Source organism: Vibrio mediterranei, assembly GCF_900088415.1.
Classification (GTDB): Bacteria; Pseudomonadota; Gammaproteobacteria; order Enterobacterales; family Vibrionaceae; genus Vibrio; species Vibrio mediterranei.
The window spans coordinates 673,688-690,007 of the sequence record NZ_FLLQ01000002.1 but is presented as its reverse complement, the minus strand read 5'-3'; the positions used below and the strand labels follow the sequence as shown (position 1 = coordinate 690,007).

The 16,320-nt window shown below is 44.8% G+C and carries 19 protein-coding genes; 15 read left to right on the top strand and 4 right to left on the bottom strand.

The window, feature by feature from the left end; all coding sequences use genetic code 11:
• Positions 1 to 843 precede the first annotated feature (843 nt).
• From VME0621_RS09285 to VME0621_RS09260, 6 genes are all read left to right on the top strand, one after another.
• Positions 844 to 2,136, top strand: coding sequence for an NCS2 family permease (locus VME0621_RS09285; protein ID WP_031494607.1), 1,293 nt, complete (start codon positions 844 to 846; stop codon positions 2,134 to 2,136).
• A gap of 31 nt (positions 2,137 to 2,167) precedes the next feature.
• Positions 2,168 to 2,632, top strand: a complete 465-nt coding sequence (gpt, locus tag VME0621_RS09280; protein ID WP_038229262.1) for a xanthine phosphoribosyltransferase — start codon at positions 2,168 to 2,170, stop codon at positions 2,630 to 2,632.
• 91 nt (positions 2,633 to 2,723) lie between these two features.
• Positions 2,724 to 3,971, top strand: coding sequence for an esterase FrsA (gene frsA / locus VME0621_RS09275; RefSeq protein WP_062458091.1), 1,248 nt, complete (start codon positions 2,724 to 2,726; stop codon positions 3,969 to 3,971).
• 129 nt (positions 3,972 to 4,100) lie between these two features.
• Entirely contained in the window at positions 4,101 to 4,490 is a 390-nt protein-coding gene (gene crl, locus VME0621_RS09270; RefSeq protein ID WP_006075710.1) for a sigma factor-binding protein Crl, read from the top strand.
• A 136-nt stretch (positions 4,491 to 4,626) separates the two neighbouring features.
• Entirely contained in the window at positions 4,627 to 5,763 is a 1,137-nt protein-coding gene (gene proB / locus VME0621_RS09265; protein WP_082795499.1) for a glutamate 5-kinase, read from the top strand.
• Positions 5,764 to 5,780: 17 nt separating this feature from the next.
• Positions 5,781 to 7,031, top strand: a complete 1,251-nt coding sequence (locus VME0621_RS09260) for a glutamate-5-semialdehyde dehydrogenase (protein WP_062458088.1) — start codon at positions 5,781 to 5,783, stop codon at positions 7,029 to 7,031.
• 98 nt (positions 7,032 to 7,129) lie between these two features.
• On the opposite strand, the gene VME0621_RS09255 is transcribed toward VME0621_RS09260, so the two are convergent.
• Positions 7,130 to 7,582 carry a YaiI/YqxD family protein gene (locus VME0621_RS09255; RefSeq protein ID WP_038229268.1) on the bottom strand — a complete coding sequence of 151 codons (453 nt, stop codon included), beginning with the start codon at positions 7,580 to 7,582 and terminating at the stop codon, positions 7,130 to 7,132.
• Positions 7,575 to 7,862 (bottom strand): hypothetical protein, encoded by a 288-nt coding sequence (locus VME0621_RS09250; RefSeq protein WP_006069864.1) that lies wholly within the window; start codon positions 7,860 to 7,862, stop codon positions 7,575 to 7,577. The genes VME0621_RS09255 and VME0621_RS09250 overlap by 8 nt, the downstream gene beginning before the upstream one ends.
• A 784-nt stretch (positions 7,863 to 8,646) precedes the next feature.
• Here VME0621_RS09250 and VME0621_RS09245 point away from each other — a divergent pair.
• A complete protein-coding gene (locus tag VME0621_RS09245) occupies positions 8,647 to 9,225 on the top strand; it encodes a GNAT family N-acetyltransferase (protein WP_062458085.1) in 579 nt (192 codons plus the stop codon).
• On the opposite strand, the gene VME0621_RS26120 is transcribed toward VME0621_RS09245, so the two are convergent.
• Positions 9,116 to 9,415, bottom strand: coding sequence for a DUF3301 domain-containing protein (locus VME0621_RS26120; protein ID WP_081875866.1), 300 nt, complete (start codon positions 9,413 to 9,415; stop codon positions 9,116 to 9,118). The two genes, VME0621_RS09245 and VME0621_RS26120, sit on opposite strands and share 110 nt — an antisense overlap.
• Before the next feature lie 12 nt (positions 9,416 to 9,427).
• Entirely contained in the window at positions 9,428 to 10,477 is a 1,050-nt protein-coding gene (locus VME0621_RS09240; RefSeq protein ID WP_062458084.1) for a DUF3549 family protein, read from the bottom strand.
• Between the two features lie 124 nt (positions 10,478 to 10,601).
• Here VME0621_RS09240 and VME0621_RS09235 point away from each other — a divergent pair, with 124 nt between their 5' ends.
• The 8 genes from VME0621_RS09235 (at position 10,602) to nusB (ending at position 16,276) form a co-directional block, all read left to right on the top strand.
• Positions 10,602 to 10,898: a YqcC family protein gene (locus tag VME0621_RS09235; RefSeq protein ID WP_062458081.1), complete on the top strand. Its 297-nt coding sequence runs from the start codon at positions 10,602 to 10,604 to the stop codon at positions 10,896 to 10,898.
• Positions 10,895 to 11,671, top strand: a complete 777-nt coding sequence (gene truC, locus VME0621_RS09230) for a tRNA pseudouridine(65) synthase TruC (protein ID WP_062458078.1) — start codon at positions 10,895 to 10,897, stop codon at positions 11,669 to 11,671. Before VME0621_RS09235 ends, truC begins: the two co-directional genes overlap by 4 nt.
• 78 nt (positions 11,672 to 11,749) lie before the next feature.
• Entirely contained in the window at positions 11,750 to 12,199 is a 450-nt protein-coding gene (gene nrdR / locus VME0621_RS09225; RefSeq protein WP_006069872.1) for a transcriptional regulator NrdR, read from the top strand.
• A gap of 37 nt (positions 12,200 to 12,236) precedes the next feature.
• Positions 12,237 to 13,346 (top strand): bifunctional diaminohydroxyphosphoribosylaminopyrimidine deaminase/5-amino-6-(5-phosphoribosylamino)uracil reductase RibD, encoded by a 1,110-nt coding sequence (ribD, locus tag VME0621_RS09220; RefSeq protein WP_062458076.1) that lies wholly within the window; start codon positions 12,237 to 12,239, stop codon positions 13,344 to 13,346.
• Positions 13,347 to 13,350: 4 nt separating this feature from the next.
• The gene (locus VME0621_RS09215) at positions 13,351 to 14,004 is read left to right on the top strand and encodes a riboflavin synthase (protein ID WP_038229276.1); all 654 of its coding nucleotides are present in this window, start codon (positions 13,351 to 13,353) and stop codon (positions 14,002 to 14,004) included.
• A gap of 48 nt (positions 14,005 to 14,052) precedes the next feature.
• Positions 14,053 to 15,162, top strand: a complete 1,110-nt coding sequence (gene ribBA / locus VME0621_RS09210; RefSeq protein WP_031493350.1) for a bifunctional 3,4-dihydroxy-2-butanone-4-phosphate synthase/GTP cyclohydrolase II — start codon at positions 14,053 to 14,055, stop codon at positions 15,160 to 15,162.
• 176 nt (positions 15,163 to 15,338) lie between these two features.
• The gene (gene ribH / locus VME0621_RS09205) at positions 15,339 to 15,809 is read left to right on the top strand and encodes a 6,7-dimethyl-8-ribityllumazine synthase (RefSeq protein ID WP_004415274.1); all 471 of its coding nucleotides are present in this window, start codon (positions 15,339 to 15,341) and stop codon (positions 15,807 to 15,809) included.
• Positions 15,809 to 16,276, top strand: a complete 468-nt coding sequence (nusB, locus tag VME0621_RS09200) for a transcription antitermination factor NusB (RefSeq protein ID WP_006069876.1) — start codon at positions 15,809 to 15,811, stop codon at positions 16,274 to 16,276. Before ribH ends, nusB begins: the two co-directional genes overlap by 1 nt.
• The last annotated feature ends 44 nt before the right edge of the window (positions 16,277 to 16,320 follow it).

Sequence of the window (16,320 nt, the reverse complement as noted above, 5' to 3'; positions counted from 1 at the left end):
CTTATTTTGAAGGGAACGTCTGGTTTTCTAGCTTATTTAAGATAAAGCAAAGGATATCATTAGTTGTAAATAGGTAGTAGTCAAACCTGAAGTATCTTGTAGAAACGGGGATAAAGCTTAGTTACCAGACTTGAATGAGTTTAGGTGCATATTTGATGGTGCTGTTTTTGTAATTTAATTACAGTTTTAAGTAATAAATTAGTCATCATCAAAATTATTGTGACTTGGATCGCTTTTATGCTTGTAATAAAAATCCGATATGGTATTCTTTTAAACAGTTGAGAGACTCAACGATACTGCTCACGGAAAGAGCCCGATTTATCGCCTCCAAGGAACCGAGATTCAAAGCAATTAATGCACAATGATGTTTTGTTAGAAGGTGATGTTTATGAAAGGTTTAGCAAGCGCGATGTTTTGGACAACTCAAAACGTATACACAAAAGACTTCGCGTACAATGTCTACTTTGGTAGATAGTTAACGATTTATACCCCTATATTTAGAATTTTTCGTTGGTTATATACCCCAATTGATGACCAAATTATTCTACCGCCACTCAACTGAGTGGCGTTTTTTTTGTCTTTTATCTCCCCAAACTACCGTCTCAATCTCAAAAAACGTTCAAATAGTGAACGAACGGTAAATAGCCTGACTACACTGAATTCTATTGGCGATTGAGTAACTACATCAAATTGTTAGTTATTGTTACCGAATAGGTTTCATATCAACTTAAAATTATTTGGTTTAGAGTCAAAATTCTAGGTGGAATTTGCGTTTTGATAACCTTATAATTCGCGCCAATCGTTTACGCAACCGTTTACTTTTTACATTTTAGGGATTCGATTATGCTCGAAAGGCTGTTTAAACTCAGTGAACATGGCACCAATGTGCGCACTGAGATCATCGCAGGTTTAACAACCTTCCTGACGATGGCTTACATTATTTTTGTTAACCCAGCAATTCTAGCTGATGCCGGCATGGATCGCGGCGCAGTATTCGTTGCTACCTGTCTTGCGGCTGCTATTGGCTGTTTCATCATGGGCTTCGTAGCTAACTATCCAATCGCACAGGCTCCTGGTATGGGACTGAATGCGTTCTTTACCTACGCTGTTGTGCTAGGTATGGGTTACACATGGCAAGTGGCTCTAGCGGCAGTATTCTGCTCAGGTGTCTTGTTCATCCTTTTGAGTGTTTTCAAAATTCGTGAGTGGATCATTAACTCCATTCCAATGTCGCTTAGAACCGGTATTTCTGCAGGTATTGGTCTATTTTTGGCACTTATCGCGCTGAAAAACGCGGGTATTGTTGTCGATAACCCAGCAACACTGGTTTCGCTTGGTCATATCACGTCATTGCCAGCAACTCTCGCTGCAGTTGGTTTCTTCCTGACTATTGCACTTGTACACCGTGGTGTAAAAGGTGCAGTAATGATCGCTATCTTGGCGGTAACCGGTCTTGGTCTTATCTTTGGTGACGTGCAGTGGGGCGGTATCATGTCTGCTCCACCAAGCATTGCGCCTACCTTCATGCAATTAGATTTCTCAGCCGTGTTTGAGATCGGCATGATTTCAGTGGTATTTGCTTTCTTATTCGTCGACTTGTTTGACACTGCAGGTACGCTGGTTGGCGTTGCTCAAAAAGCAGATTTAATTGGCAAAGATGGCAAAATCCCACGCTTGAACAAAGCGCTTCTAGCGGATTCAACAGCGACATCAGTAGGTGCACTACTGGGTACGTCAAACACAACCTCATATGTAGAGAGTACAGCAGGTGTGGCTGCTGGCGGTCGTACAGGTCTGACTGCAGTTGTTGTTGGCATTTTGTTTGTACTTGCTTTATTCTTCTCGCCTTTGGCGGGTATGATCCCAGCTTACGCAACTGCAGGTGCTCTGTTTTACGTAGCAATTCTTATGATGTCTGGTCTAGTTGGTATCGACTGGAGAGACATTACAGAAGCTGCGCCGGTTGTTGTAACTTGCTTGCTGATGCCTTTTACATTCTCTATTGCAGAAGGTATCTCGTTAGGTTTCATTGCTTACGCGGCGATCAAAGCATTGAGTGGTAAAGGACGTGACGTTTCTCTAAGTGTATGGGTAATGTCGGCAATCTTTATCATGAAGTACATTTTGGCTGCATAACGCACGAACACGTTTTAATTAGGTTTTTACTATGGCTAACAAATTCATCATCACATGGGACAATATGCACGCATATTGCCGTCAACTTGCTGAGCGTCAAATGCCAGCAGAACAGTGGAAAGGCATTCTAGGCGTAAGCCGTGGTGGTCTGGTTCCTGCTGCAATTCTGGCTCGTGAGCTAGGTATTCGTTACGTAGATACGGTATGTATCTCTAGCTACGATCACGATCATCAGCGTGACATGACAGTGCTAAAAGCACCTGAGCATGATGGTGAAGGTTATCTAATCGTTGATGATTTAGTAGACAGTGGCGACACTGCTCGTAAGATCCGCGAGATGTACCCTAAAGCTAAATTTGTAACAGTATGTGCGAAACCTGCGGGTGTTGAGCTTGTTGATGAATACATCGTTGACATCGCTCAGGACTGTTGGATTGAGCAGCCATGGGATATGGTGCTGTCTTACGTTGAGCCAATCAACCGTAAACAAAAATAAATACATCAATCTGTATTTGCGAAAAATGACCCTTTATTGGGTCATTTTTTTTATTACTATATAGGACAAAGTTCCATTAGAAGGTTATGACATGTCTGAAGAAACCAGCAAGAATATCTCTGAGACGTTGTTCGAGAAAAACAAACAGGCAAAAGAAACCTCCCGTCTGATTAGATATATGCCGAGTAGCGATAAGCTGCTTGAGGAGCGCAGAGCGGAGAACCCCACCTCTTGGTACCGAAACCTACTACGGTTGCAATGGGTTTGGCAGGGTATTGATCCTATTGAACAGGAAAGTGTGTTAGCGACCATTGCCTCATCAAAACATTCTCGTACGGTTGACGAGTGGCTGGATACCGTAATGGGCTATCACGGTGGTAACTGGAACTATGAGTGGACGAAGCTTGGTATGTTGCATCAAAAGCGTTCTAATGATGTGACTGGTGATGATTCGGCCGAAGAGTTATTTAAAGCCTCACTTTGTTTTAGCATTGCAGGTTACCCTCATCTAAAGAACGACAATCTTGCGTTACAGGCGCAGGTGCTAGCGAATACGGCTTACAATGAGGCAGCAAAACGCACTAGTCACATTATTAAGCAAATTGAGGTTCCTTATAAGAACAAACGTATTATTGCCAATCTGCATCTAGTTAGCACAGATAAACCACAACCTGTTGTTATAGTGAGTGCTGGTCTCGACTCCTTACAAACAGACATGTGGCGTTTGTTCCGCGATTACCTTGCGCCCGCAGGCATCGCGATGTTAACCGTCGATATGCCTTCTATCGGTCACAGCTCTCATTGGCCCCTAACGGAAGACACGTCTTGCTTACACCAAGCTGTGCTAAACGAGCTACCAAATATCCCATGGGTCGATCATTTCAAAGTAGGTCTATTAGGTTTCCGTTTTGGTGGCAACGCGATGGTTAGGTTGTCTTTTCTTGAACCCAATAAGATTAAAGGCTGTGTATCACTTGGCGCACCTATCCATGACTTGCTGACGAGTCCAAAGAAAATCCAGAACATGCCTAAGATGTATTTGGATATGCTAGGCTCTCGATTAGGCAAAGATGCTATTGATATCAATAGTTTGTCAGGGCAGCTAATGGCTTGGTCACTCAAGATACAAGGCTTCCTCAGTGCTCGTCGCACGAAAGTGCCGATCTTAGCAATGAGCCTAGAAGGTGATATGGTTTCACCACATTCAGACAACCGCTTGGTAGCCATGTTCAGTGATTACGGCAAGGCAAAACAAATACCTGCGAAAGGTATTGCTAAAGGATATGAGCAATCGCTCGAAATGGCGATTAAGTGGTTGGAGGACGAACTTTGGAGGTGACATTTGTGGTAAATTAGTTAAATATGAAATAAGCGTGTAATCAAATATATGATAAAACAATAAATATCTCGGAAAATTTAACGCTATTTCAATTCAATAACTAATTTTACTTATAAATGGAGTTTCCTCATGTCAGAAGCGGCTAAAAACCCTACGCATTATCGTTTGCTCACTGCTCTAAAAGCGATTGGTCCTTATCTTAGAGAGCCTCTATGCAAAGAAGGGTTTTATCACTTTGATTGCCTTTCCGTTTGTGTTGATGATACTAAGTCTCCAGAAGATAGAGAGTTTTGGGGTTGGTGGGTTGATTTGAGCCTAGTTGACGAGCAATTTGAAGCAACGTATCAGATTGGTCGCTATAACCAAGTAGGTGAGTGGGTCCTAGAGTCGGCTCCGGAATCAGCAACTCAAGAGATTACTCGAACACAAGAAGTGTTCCATGAAAAGTTGGTTTCTGCGCTTCAAGAAAAGTTCTCGTTGGATGTAGCAATACATGATGACTCTGTAGAGTTCGTGTAACGTTTACAAAGCCTCAATGTCTCGATTGGGGCTTTTTTTTGCTGCTTTTCCAATCCTCTCACTTTTTACTTGTATAAATGATGTTTGATTGCTAAAACATCACTCCTTATTTAACTTTCGTGTCCAACAAACAGAGATGACAACTGATATTAATCGTCAAGCTACAGACAAAAAAACTGTAGTGGTGAAGTTAGGAACAAGCGTTCTTACAGGTGGTTCCCTAGCGCTAAACAAAGCGCATATGGTCGAGCTCGTTAGACAATGTGCTGAGCTGAAAAAGCTTGGTCATTCTGTGGTTATGGTATCTTCTGGTGCTATTGCCGCAGGCAGAGAGCACCTAGGATACCCCGCACTTCCCAATTCAATGGCGAGCAAGCAGCTATTAGCGGCTGTGGGACAAAGTCAGTTGATTCAAGTTTGGGAGTCGCTATTTGCGATTTACGGACTTAAAATCGGCCAAATGCTGCTAACACGCGCAGATCTTGAGGATCGCGAGCGATTCTTGAATGCACGTGACACCATCAATGCGCTAGTGGAAAACGACATTATTCCGGTTGTGAATGAGAATGATGCGGTTGCGACTAGCGAGATTAAAGTTGGTGATAACGATAACCTGTCAGCATTGGTGGGTATCTTGTGTGGTGCAGACAAACTGCTGCTGTTAACCGATCAGCGTGGCCTGTTTACCGCTGATCCTCGCAAGGATCCTAATGCGGAACTTATTCGCGAAGTCACTACGATTGATGAAACGCTTCGTAAGATTGCTGGCGGTAGTGGAACGACATTGGGCACAGGCGGTATGGCAACCAAACTTCAGGCAGCGGATATTGCACGTCGTGCCGGTATTGAAGTTATTATCGCTGCTGGTAGTGCTGAGAACGTGGTGTTTGATTCGTTGTCAGATGAGCCCCAAGGTACACGCTTCCTACCACTTCCAGAAGCACTAGAGAATCGTAAACGTTGGATTCTTGCTGGCCCGGCAGCAACGGGTAACATTGTCATCGATGCGGGGGCAGTCAATGCTGTGATTGGCAAAGGCAGCAGTTTACTCGCAAAAGGTGTTGTTAAAGTTTCAGGCCGCTTCGCTCGAGGTGAAGTGGTGCGTGTGACAACCAAAGACGGAGCACTGGTTGCAAAAGGAATTTGTGGCTACTCCGATACTGACCTAGCGAAAATTGCAGGTAAACACAGTAAAGAAATCGGTGAGACTCTAGGCTATGACTATGGTGCTGAAGTCATTCACCGCGACGATATGGTTGTCATTCAAGATTAAGAATAAAGGGATAAGTAATGGATATGATTAAACTCGGTCAGAATGCCAAGCAAGCAAGCTTCTCTCTGGCTACTGCATCGACTGCTCAAAAAAACAATGCGCTACAGATCATTGCTGATGAGCTAGAAGCGAATGCTGACGTAATCCTAGCGGCAAACGCTAAAGACATTGAGCTTGGCCGTCAAGCTGGGCTTACTGAAGCACTTTTGGACCGTTTGCTGTTAAACGAGCAGCGCTTGAAAGGCATTGCTGATGACGTGCGCAATGTGATCACCTTGTCAGATCCTGTTGGCAGTGAAATTGACAGCAAAATCCTTGAGAACGGCATGAGCCTGTCTCGTCGTCGCGTGCCACTTGGTGTAGTAGGTGTTATCTATGAAGCGCGTCCAAACGTAACCATCGATATTGCGGCGCTCTGCCTAAAAACAGGTAATGCAAGCATTCTGCGTGGCGGTAAAGAGACGTTCTACTCCAATATGGAACTGGTGAAAGTCATTCAATTGGCGTTAGATAAAGCGGGCTTACCAGCTGCTTCGGTTCAGTATATTGAAAAGCCAGATCGTGAGCTTGTATCACAACTGCTTAAGTTGGATGATTATGTCGATATGATCATTCCTCGAGGTGGTGCCGGTTTACACAAAATGTGTAAAGAGAACAGTAATATACCAGTAATCATTGGCGGCTTTGGTATCAGTCATATTTTCGTTGACGAGTCTGCTGATCTAGTACGTTCTTTAGATGTGGTAGAAAACTCTAAAGTTCAGCGTCCATCTGCGTGTAATGCATTGGACACCCTACTAGTTCATGAGAAGGTAGCGGCGGAGTTCTTACCGATGCTTGCCGAGCGTCTCAAAGGTAAAGCGAGCTTAGTTGCTGAGCCAAAGGCGGAGGCTATTCTAGCTGGCGCTGCAGACTTAAGAAGTGCAGGCGAAGGCGATTTTGATACTGAGTGGCTGAGTTTTACGCTAGGTGTGAAAGTGGTCGCGGATGTGGAAGAAGCGATTCACCATATGCGAGTACATAATGCTAGTCACTCCGACGCTATTATGACTAATAGCTTGGTGAACTCAGAAAAGTTCATCAACTCAGCAGGTTCGGCAGCGGTTTATGTTAACGCATCTACGCGTTTTACCGATGGAGCGCAGTTTGGCTTAGGTGCTGAAGTTGCCGTGTCTACTCAGAAGCTTCACGCTCGCGGTCCAATGGGCTTAGAAGAACTAACCAGCTACAAGTGGGTTGGAAAGGCTGATTACTTGCCACGTGCGTAATTAACCACAAGCATGATGAATTGAAAAAGTCAGAGCTATAAGCTCTGACTTTTTTGTTTGTGTGCTTCTGTTCGCACCGACGACTTACTTGAAGTGCGCTATCGCTTCGCTTTTGCCAAAAAGCGATCTAAGTTATTGGCAAATTCGCGTCGTTCAGTTTGTCCTAACGGTGCGGGCCCGCCAGTTTGAACGCCACTCGAGCGCATGGTATCCATAAAGTCACGAATGTTGAGTCGTGCTTTAATTGTATCTTTAGTGTACATCTCGCCACGTGGACTCAGCGCTAGGGCATTCTTGGTGATGACTTCATCTGCAAGCGGGATATCTGATGTGATGACTAAATCGCCCTCGCTAACACGCCTTACAATTTCATTGTCAGCGATATCAAACCCTGAAGGCACAGTGAGTGAGTGAATGTTCTCTCGTTTTGGTACAGGCACCGCGTGATTCGCCACGAATGTGCAGGTTAATCCGGTTCGCTCTGCTGCTCGACAAATGGTTTCGCGAATTACCTTTGGACACGCATCGGCATCCACCCAAATCTTAACCATTGTTCTGCTCCAGCTTGGTCAGTCTTTCCGTCAGTAGCGCGACTTGTTGTTCTAATTCCTTCACTCTGAGTTCCAATGGCTGAATCTCAGGCTCAGCAGCCACTTCAACTTTAGGAACGTGTTGGCTACTCTTCCAGGACTTAATTACAGTGATTAGTGCAGGCATAGGCACTTTGGTCTTCAAACGCGCCTTTACCAAAGCGACTGTTGGTTCCTTGCCCTCAGCATGCAATGAGTTTAAAGCCGCTTCAATTTCTGCGGAGACATCTTTCGTTAGCATGTTTTTTTCCATTCAATAAGGGATAACTAAATAGTACCTGTGATTTTGGTCGGGGTACAGAAAAGCAAAAGTCGATTCTCGTCACACTTTGGCATTGATGGCTTCATTAATAAGCGCGCTAAAACGGAAGAGGCTTGTGCGAGATCTCTCACAGCAGTTGTGAGAGAAAGAGATAAAAGCGCGAGAAATCTGGAAGAAAATAAAATTAAGTATTTGTATTTATTGATTTTTAACTGTTATTAAACATTTTGCTGCGGAAAAAATTGAATTTTCTGCATTGCTCAAAAACGGCAATCGCGTAAATTAGAACTTGTCGGAAGGATGCTGACACGGAACAGGAAAGACATTGGAAGGTCATCTTCAGGAAGAAGATTTGGTTACCAAGGGAACCGTAACCAGCAAGGAAGTTAGGATAGCGCGGGATGCGAACAATCATCAGGAAGATGATTTAAAAGGAAAAGGATACACTCAGGAAGAGTGAAGGAACCCCATCAGGAAGATGGTCAAGGACACCGCTCAAGGAACAAGTGAAGCGAGCTGACTGGGATGGTTAGCGTCATTGGATGAGATGGACACCGCTAGGACGGCGACGAATGGATATAGCTGAAGGATTCAGCCACTATTACGGATGATGCATGGAGCATTTTTAGTAGCCGGACTGCTGCGAGTAAGACTATAGCCCCAATACGCAAGTGTTGGGGCTTTTCTTATATCTGAGATCAATAAATCTCATGGAATCACTTGTTATAGTCTGCACGCGAAATCAAAGGAATGTAATAACGTTATGACGATCGCTACGCTACGGACAGTATTAATCCCCTATACCGACCATCTCGAGTCGGATTTTCTCATGCTTAACGTCTGTGCTAAGAATAGAAAGCACATGAATGGCCCTCACACGCTGGCAAAAGCACGCACTATTTTTCAATCGATCTTAAGCGACCCTGATATTTATGCCATGGCAGTCTTGGACATTCGAACCCGGGACTATCTAGGTCATATATTTGTCGACAGGCATGCGAGTAGTGAAGGGGAACTGGGCTATATCTTTGATAAACAGTATTGGAATAAAGGTATTGCCACGGAAGTGTTGCGTGCGTTTATTCCTGACGTGGTTGCCACCTTGGGATTGAGTAAATTGACGGCGAATGTCGATACTGACCATGAACCTTCCATCAGACTACTTAAGAAGCTCGGCTTTGAGCAAATAGGCCATGCAAAAGATGAACACGGCCCGTATTTGATCTTTCAATCTACATTCGGTGCGGTGGCAGATGAAAATTCAGAACATGAAAGCCTTTCATCAACAGCTTTCCTTGATAGTAGTCATCGCCCAGGGCTGAAAACTCAAATTCATAAATAGTATGCCAACCCCATCTACCGTTGGCATCTCTTAGCTTGTGTGCGCCGAACGACACGCTAAGCATCTGCAGATCCAATTCCTTGCAACGCCTACTTACCGCAGCTTTAGCAATTTCACCTTGTCGTCTTTGTTGCCAAAACAAAAAGCAAAATAAGCTCAATGCTAAGATCATCAGTAAATTGTCGATCACCGTTAGGTCTCCTTAGTGCATCCGGCCCTGCGTGGCACTTTGCTGAAGCGCAACTAAAGCCTGTGCTAGTTCAGGGGACGGACTAGAGTGCAACAGTGGCAGCAGAACCAAACGTAAACTTGGCATCATAACCAGATCGGCGAACAGCTGGTTGAACAGAGTCTGGTTTCCTGTTTGTGCCAGCCTAATCAGAAATTGCTCTGCCAGCGCTGGTGTCGTTAACGGTAACCAAGAGCGACCCGCGATTGCGATGAGAATTTCTTGATGACTGAGTGTCGCACTGGCCAAAATGGTAGTAATCAGCGACTCAAGTTGTTCCGGTTTTCCTCCAGATAAGGCACGGACATATGCGGATAGTAGGAACAGATCGGCATACTCTGTCTCCACCTCTTTTTGTGCCAATTCAAATAAGGTATCAGAAAGTTTTGCTGGAAGGGCAATATGCTCCAAGGCTCCAAGCAGAGCATATCTCGGCTCGTTAGCAATATGTCGTAAACTGGTTCTTACTAGTCGATTGTTATCGTCAGTACTGAGACGAGCGGCAATGTCAGTAATACCTTGTAGACCGACTGTTTGCCAATTATCCCATCCCAGTTTACCGGCAAAATATTCTTGCGCATGCGTGTAGTATTGACTGGTTGGTAGTGCTAACTCAGCACGAAGTACGCTATGAAACACGGCAAGCTTGTCGTCTTTTGGTTTGAACGTAAATGGGTTATTCGCGAGCTTTTGTTGTTGCTCTTCACTCATTTCCTTACTCAGCCGAGTCCCCATCGCTTCCATCACAAACTTAAGAAACTGACCCACATCAGCCTGACTAAGTAGACCGCGCTCATCGAGGTTAAACTTCAGAAACCATATCCAAGGTTGTTTCTCCGCGTTCCAGTAGGCAATCGCAAACTGTGCCTGTCTTTGAATCGGATAAGGGTACGGTTGGCTTGCTTGCTCAACGTTGGCAAATTGATCATTGTCGATGCGCTGAACTCGTCGAGAAATATCATAAATGTGATATTGGCAGCCACTGTTTACCAGAAGGTCCGACAAAGTATGAATGGTATCCATGGAGTAATTCCTAGTACGGTTTGGGTATAGAACAATAGATGGTATTCTATCGCGAATTTTCAAGTCATTGGTTGCCAATTTCATCGAATGATGAGACCGCAATCTAACGAACGGCCTATTTACCATGAAGCTATTGCTCGTAGAGCTAAAAGAGTTGCTTAAAAAACATGCACTGTGGCAAACCCAAGAGCCAACAGCTAGTGCGATGAGCAGCCAACAACCTTTCTCTGTCGATACTTTGGAACCCCATGAGTGGCTACAATGGGTTTTTATTCAGCGTATTGAATCTATGATAGAGATGGGACAGCCATTACCGAAGGGCTTTGAGATCACTCCTTACTTTGAAGAGGTATGGAAGCTGCGCCCTGAGTATCAAGAAATAATCCTTGTATTAAAAAAACTGGATGATAATGCCAAATGACCGAAACCATGACTCTACCTGCCGTGGAACCACTAGAGATCGTTTATCAAGACCAATATTTAGTCGCGGTAAATAAACCTGCGGGTATGCTTGTGCATCGTTCGTGGCTTGATAAAAACGAAACACGTTTTGTCATGCAGACATTACGAGACCAAATTGGCCAACATGTATTCCCATTGCATCGCTTAGATCGACCAACGTCTGGCGTGTTGTTATTTGCTCTGTCTAGTGAAGTCGCTTCACAGGCTATGCCGATGTTTGCTGAGCACAACATTGAGAAAACCTATCATGCCATCGTTCGAGGCTGGATCACTGAGGGTGATGTTCTCGATTACCCTCTTAAAGTGGAGCTTGACAAAATCGCCGATAAATTTGCTTCTCAAGACAAGGAAGCGCAGCCTGCAGTAACCGCTTATCAGCCATTGGCATCGGTTGAAGTGCCTTATACTACAGGGCAATTCCCAACCAGTCGCTATTGCCTGGTAGAGATGAAACCTAAGACTGGTCGTAAACATCAACTGCGCCGACACATGCACCATCTGAGTCACCCGATTATTGGTGATACTAGTCATGGTGATGGCAAGCACAATCGTTTGTTTCGCGAACACTACGATTCGCACCGCCTATTGCTACACGCTTCTGAACTGAAGTTTGTTCATCCTATTACTGAGCAGGAAATAACCATTTCTGCAAACTTTGATGCGGTCTGGCAAAGTCTTATTGATGCTTTTGATTGGCAAGAGTGTGAAGCCATTCAGCAATACCATAGATAACGGGCTTAACTGGTCAAATAGTGGATTTCTTAATAGGTGAATTTTCGCTAAACTGGGAAATCAACCACAGGAGGTGTTATGCATTGTCCCTTTTGCACTGAAAATGATACAAAAGTTATCGACTCAAGGTTGGTAGCGGATGGCCACCAAGTGCGTCGTCGTCGTCAATGTTTGGCATGTAGTGAACGTTTCACCACCTTTGAAACGGCCGAACTGGTGATGCCTAAAGTCATCAAGTCTAACGGCAATCGTGAACCGTTTAATAAAGATAAAATGGTTGGCGGTATTCAGCGTGCTTTAGAAAAGCGTCCGGTAAGTGCAGACGCTATTGAACTTGCTATCAGTCATATTGAGTCACAACTTCGTGCGACTGGAGAGCGTGAAGTACCAAGTGAGATGATTGGTAACCTTGTTATGACTCAGTTAAAAGAGTTGGATAAGGTCGCTTATATTCGCTTTGCCTCCGTTTATCGAAGCTTTGAAGATATTCGAGAGTTTGGAGAAGAAATCGCTCGTCTCGAAGACTGATCGACCCAGATTCATTTAGCCATAGATATGGAAAGTTATGAGCCAATTTAGCGCTATTGATTATCAAATGATGAGCCGTGCCATAGAGCTCGCGAAAAGAGGGCGCTTTACCACTGCGCCTAACCCAAATGTAGGTTGCGTCATTACCTTAAACAACGAGGTAGTGGGAGAAGGCTATCATAAGAAAGCCGGTGAGCCACATGCGGAAGTTCATGCCTTAAGAATGGCAGCAGAGCGAGCTAAGGGCGCGACCGCTTATGTCACATTGGAGCCATGTTCACACTATGGACGAACACCTCCATGTGCTGAAGGGCTGATAAAAGCAGGAGTGTCTAAAGTTATTTGTGCCATGTCTGATCCTAATCCGCAAGTAGCTGGTCGAGGCTTCAATATGCTTCGTGAAGCCGGTATTGAGGTATCCGTTGGTCTTCTGGAACAAGATGCTCGAGCACTTAATCCTGGTTTCCTGAAGAAAATGGAAACGGGCATGCCATTTGTCCAACTTAAAATGGCAGCCAGCCTTGATGGACAAACGGCATTAGCCAATGGCAAAAGCCAGTGGATTACTGGCCCCGAAGCACGTCGAGACGTTCAAGCGTATCGTGCCCAGTCAGGCGCGATTCTATCGACGAGTCAAACAGTCGTAGAAGATAACGCCTCTTTAAATGTGCGTTGGGATGAGCTGCCAAGTCATGTCACTGATGTAATTAAGCCTGATGAATTACGCCAACCTACTCGCGTGATTTTGGATAGACAAAATGCACTATCGAGAGAGCTGAAATTGTTCCAATCTGAGGGTGATATTATTCGAGTGGCTCAGGCTGGTGGCGATCTTAACGTGACAATGAACTCAGCTAATCAACTAGATTTAGCTGAAACACTGCAAGGCTTGGCTAAAGACCAACAAATTAATCATGTATGGATAGAAGCTGGGGCAACGCTAGCAGGCTCGATGATTCAACAACAGCTCGTTGATGAGCTTATTGTGTATTTAGCACCTAAGCTTATGGGGGCCGATGGGCGAGGGCTTATTGGGGCACTTGGATTGACTGAGATGCAAGACGTCATCGAGATCGATATAAAAGATATTCGTATGGTGGGAAGCGACATTCGTATTGTCGCCACACCACAACTAAAGCAGAAGTAGAACAATGTTTACAGGAATTATTGAAGCGGTTGGCACACTGAAGGGTATCACTCCAAAAGGAGAAGATATCAGTATTCATGTTGAAGTGGGCAAACTGGACATGAGTGACGTAAAACTAGGAGACAGCATCGCGACAAATGGCGTCTGTCTTACGGTCACCAGCTTCACAGACAACAGTTACCATGCGGACTTATCCGTTGAGACGCTAAAGAAAACAGGCTTTGCTCACTACAGCGTTGGCGACAAAGTAAACCTAGAAAAAGCGATGCTACCAACGACACGGTTTGGCGGGCACATCGTGTCTGGGCATGTGGATGGTGTTGGAGAAATTGTGGACCGACAACAAGTTGGTCGCGCCATAGAGTTTTGGGTGCAGATGCCATCTGAGCTAGGCAAGTATGTAGCGGAAAAAGGTTCTATTACCGTAGATGGTATCAGTCTGACGGTCAACGACGTTCGCAAAGATGCCTTTAAACTGACGATTGTGCCTCATACATCTGAAGAAACGACCATCGACAACTTTCATGTTGGCCGAAAAATTAATTTAGAAGTGGATGTCCTAGCTCGTTATATGGAACGATTGCTGCAATCGAAAGCCAGTGACGAATCTGAGTCTCGAATTACCATGGACTTCCTACAACAAAACGGCTTCGCTTAAAATCTGACGCAAAGCTTGATGCCCAACGAACCAATACAGGAATGTGAAATGCCAATTAGTACGCCGCAAGAAATCATTGAAGACATTCGCCTTGGGAAAATGGTTATCCTAATGGACGATGAAGACCGTGAGAATGAAGGTGACCTTATTATGGCCGCTGAACATATCACACCAGAAGCCATTAACTTTATGGCGACTCATGGACGTGGATTGATCTGCTTAACCATGACAAAGAGCCGTTGTGAAGCACTAGGCTTACCACCTATGGTTCAAGACAACAACGCGCAGTACACCACTAACTTTACTGTGTCTATTGAAGCTGCGGAAGGCGTAACCACTGGTATCTCTGCGGCAGATCGCGCACGTACAGTTCAGGCCGCAGTTGCAAAAGACGCAAAGGCTGCAGACTTAGTGCAACCAGGACACATTTTCCCACTGGCGGCTCAAGATGGTGGTGTGTTAACTCGCGCTGGTCATACTGAAGCCGGCTGCGATCTGGCAAAACTCGCGGGTTTTGAGCCTGCTTCTGTGATTGTCGAGATTCTTAATGACGATGGCACTATGTCGCGTCGTCCCGACTTAGAGATTTTCGCCGAAAAACACAACATTAAGCTCGGAACGATTGCCGACCTTATCGAGTATCGTAACAATAACGAGACCACAATTGAGCGCGTTGCTGCGTGTCATTTGCCGACTGAATTTGGTGACTTTGAGCTAGTGACCTACCGTGACACTATCGACAATCAAATCCACTACGCGATGTGTGCTGGTGATTTGACGGCTAGCACTCCATTAGTTCGCGTACATTTGCAAGACACCTTCACTGATATCTTACGCTCAAATAGAAACTCCGATCGTAGCTGGACTTTGGACAAAGCGATGAAGCGCATTGGAAAAGAAGGTGGTGTACTGGTGATTCTTGGTAATGAAGAAAGCACCGAGGCTATTGTTCACAAGATCAAGGTATTTGAGCAACAAGACAATGGCTCAGCACCGACCATGGCTAAAAAACAAGGCACATCACGCCGAGTAGGCGTAGGGTCGCAGATTCTCGCGGATCTTGGTGTACATGAAATGAAGCTTCTGTCTTCGGCGGATAAAAAGTATCACGCACTGGGTGGCTTTGGTCTGAGTGTCACCGAATACATTACTGAGTAATTTATCCAAGCCTTTGCTTATGAAACGCAAAGGCTTTTTCTTTTTCGTCGCGCCGCAACCGATTTCAAGTATTGTGAAAGCAGTGTTTGACTAAAGTTAGCGGTGGATATTAATAATTGAGTTGTGCTAGAATCCGGCGATTCTCGCGCGATGAACATAGTTTATAAGGAAAGCATATGAAAGTTATCGAGGGTGGCTTCCCAGCACCGAACGCAAAGATTGCTATTGTAATTTCTCGTTTCAATAGTTTTATCAATGAAAGCCTATTATCTGGTGCTATCGATACTTTAAAACGTCACGGCCAAGTAAGTGAAGACAACATCACTGTTGTTCGCTGCCCTGGTGCGGTAGAGCTACCATTGGTTGCTCAGCGAGTTGCTAAAACAGGTAAGTTTGATGCAATCGTGTCTTTGGGTACAGTAATTCGTGGCGGTACACCACATTTCGACTATGTTTGTAGTGAGTGTAATAAAGGTCTTGCGCAAGTGTCTCTGGAATATAGCCTACCAGTAGCATTTGGTGTATTGACTGTTGATACTATCGATCAAGCAATTGAGCGTGCCGGAACCAAGGCTGGTAATAAAGGTGCAGAGGCTGCACTAAGCGCGCTTGAAATGATCAACGTTCTTTCTGAAATCGATTCCTAATGGGGGCCAGTGTGAAACCAGCCGCACGTCGTAATGCACGTCAATTTGCTCTGCAAGCAATTTATTCTTGGCAAATTACTAAAGAAAATGTTGCCACTGTTGAAGAACAGTTCTTATCAGGTGGTAAGTATGATGAAGAAGAACATCATGCTGCTGAGCCTGCGTTGACTGCGCCAGAGACTGACGTTGTATATTTCCGTGATTTGCTCACGGGTGTCGCGTTGAATCACACGGAACTAGACAGCAAGTTACGTCCGTTCGTTTCTCGTCCAATGCAAGATCTAGACATGATGGAGCTTGCGCTTCTTCGTCTAGCTATGTACGAAATGACGAGCCGCGAAGACGTACCTTACAAAGTGGTTATCAACGAAGCTATTGAGCTTGCGAAAGTATTCGCAGCAGAAGACAGCCACAAGTTCGTTAATGGTGTTCTAGATAAAGCAGCACCTCACGTTCGCAAAAAGTAACGATTAACGTTTGTCTATTCGTAAAAAGGTCAGCAAATTGCTGG